Source organism: Amaricoccus sp. (assembly GCF_036846665.1).
GTDB lineage: Bacteria > Pseudomonadota > Alphaproteobacteria > Rhodobacterales > Rhodobacteraceae > Amaricoccus.
On sequence record NZ_DAIUBO010000417.1, the window covers coordinates 1 to 1,535 of the forward strand.

The following is a 1,535-nucleotide window of genomic DNA, read 5'->3' on the forward strand; positions in this document are numbered from 1 at the left end:
GATCGAGCGGTTGCGCGGCATCGATGCGCGGAACCTGCCGGAGGTCGATCCCTCGGTGCGGCTGGGGCCCTGCGTGGCGGGGACGAGCAAGTTCATCTGCATCGGCCTGAACTATTCCGATCATGCCGCGGAGACCGGCATGGCGGTGCCGAGCGAGCCGATCATCTTCATGAAGGCGAATTCGGCGATCTGCGGTCCCGACGACCCGATCATCATCCCGCGCGGCTCGGAGAAGACCGACTGGGAGGTCGAGCTCGGCGTGGTGATCGGGGCCCGGGCGAAATACGTCTCCGAGGCGGATGCGATGCGCCATGTCGCGGGCTATTGCGTGGTCAACGACGTCTCCGAGCGGGCCTTCCAGGCCGAGCGCCAGGGGCAGTGGACCAAGGGCAAGTCCTGCGACAATTTCGGCCAGACCGGCCCCTGGCTGGTGACGCGCGACGAGATCGCCGATCCCCAGGCTTTGGGCATGTGGCTGACGGTCAATGGCGAGACGCGGCAGAAGGGCTCGACCGCGACCATGGTCTATGGGGTGGCGCATCTGGTGAGCTATCTCAGCCAGTTCATGTCGCTCCTGCCCGGCGACATCGTCTCGACCGGCACGCCGCCGGGCGTCGGCATGGGGATGAAGCCGCCGGTCTTCCTGAAGCCCGGCGACAAGGTCGCGCTCGGCATCGAGGGTCTGGGCGAGCAGAACCAGGTCTGCGTGACCGACTGATCCCGGCGGACCTGCGGCGCGGCGTGACGCCGGGGCCTGGCCTGCACCGGGTTCGGCGTGTGCGGGGAGCGCCGCGGCGGTCGGCCCATGGGTTCCCGGTTCTGCAACAATCAATCGCGTGCCCGGTGGATTGTTCCCGGGAAGCGCAATGCGCAGATTGCGCGTGTCGGCGTGCTCCAGCGCCTCCCACCGAAAGGAATGCGGCAATGATCAACCTCTCCAGCCTGGCGGCCCTCGCGGGTCGCGTTCTTATCGCCCTCGTCTTCATCCCCGCAGGATTCGGCAAGTTCGGCGACATCGCCGGGACCATGGCCTATACCGCCTCGGGTGGCCTGCCGGGCGTGTTCGGTCTCGGGGCCGGGGCGCTGGAACTGCTCGGCGGCCTCGCCATCCTCCTGGGCTGGCAGACGCGCTGGGCGGCTCTCGGCCTCGCCGGCTTCGCGCTCTTGGCCGGTTATCTCTACCACTACGTTCCGGCCCAGGGTCTCGAGGGTTTCGACGCCGTGCTGCAGACCCTGATGTTCCAGAAGAACCTCGCCATCGCCGGCGGCCTGCTCGTCCTTGCCGGTCTCGGCGCCGGCGGGCTCTCGCTCGACGCCCGGCAGGGGCGGCTGGTCGCGGCCTGAGCCCCGCTGCCGGAAGGCACCGCTGATCCCGGCCATCGCAGGGGAATTGCATCTGGCAGCGCGACCCGTTCAGGTCGGCTTCCGGGCGCGCCTGGTGCCGCCATCCGGCCGAGGCCAGGCACCGCCGGGAAGCGCCCGCCCCGGCCCGTCACGCCAACGGCGTGCCTCCGGCACGACGCGGGCGCTTCGCT

General features: G+C 69.6%; 2 protein-coding genes. Both read left to right on the forward strand.

The window, feature by feature from the left end; genetic code table 11:
- The coding region (locus tag V7050_RS20980; RefSeq protein WP_324411282.1) for a fumarylacetoacetate hydrolase family protein at positions 1-718 on the forward strand (718 nt) is incomplete at its 5' end.
- 206 nt (positions 719-924) lie between these two features.
- A complete protein-coding gene (locus V7050_RS20985) occupies positions 925-1,344 on the forward strand; it encodes a DoxX family protein (protein WP_324369016.1) in 420 nt (139 codons plus the stop codon).
- Positions 1,345-1,535 lie beyond the last annotated feature (191 nt).

Coding starts and splice junctions, on each gene's coding strand:
- V7050_RS20985 (WP_324369016.1), top strand. CDS start 925: ATGATCAACCTCTCCAGCCTGGCGGCCCTCGCGGGTCGCGTTCTTATC.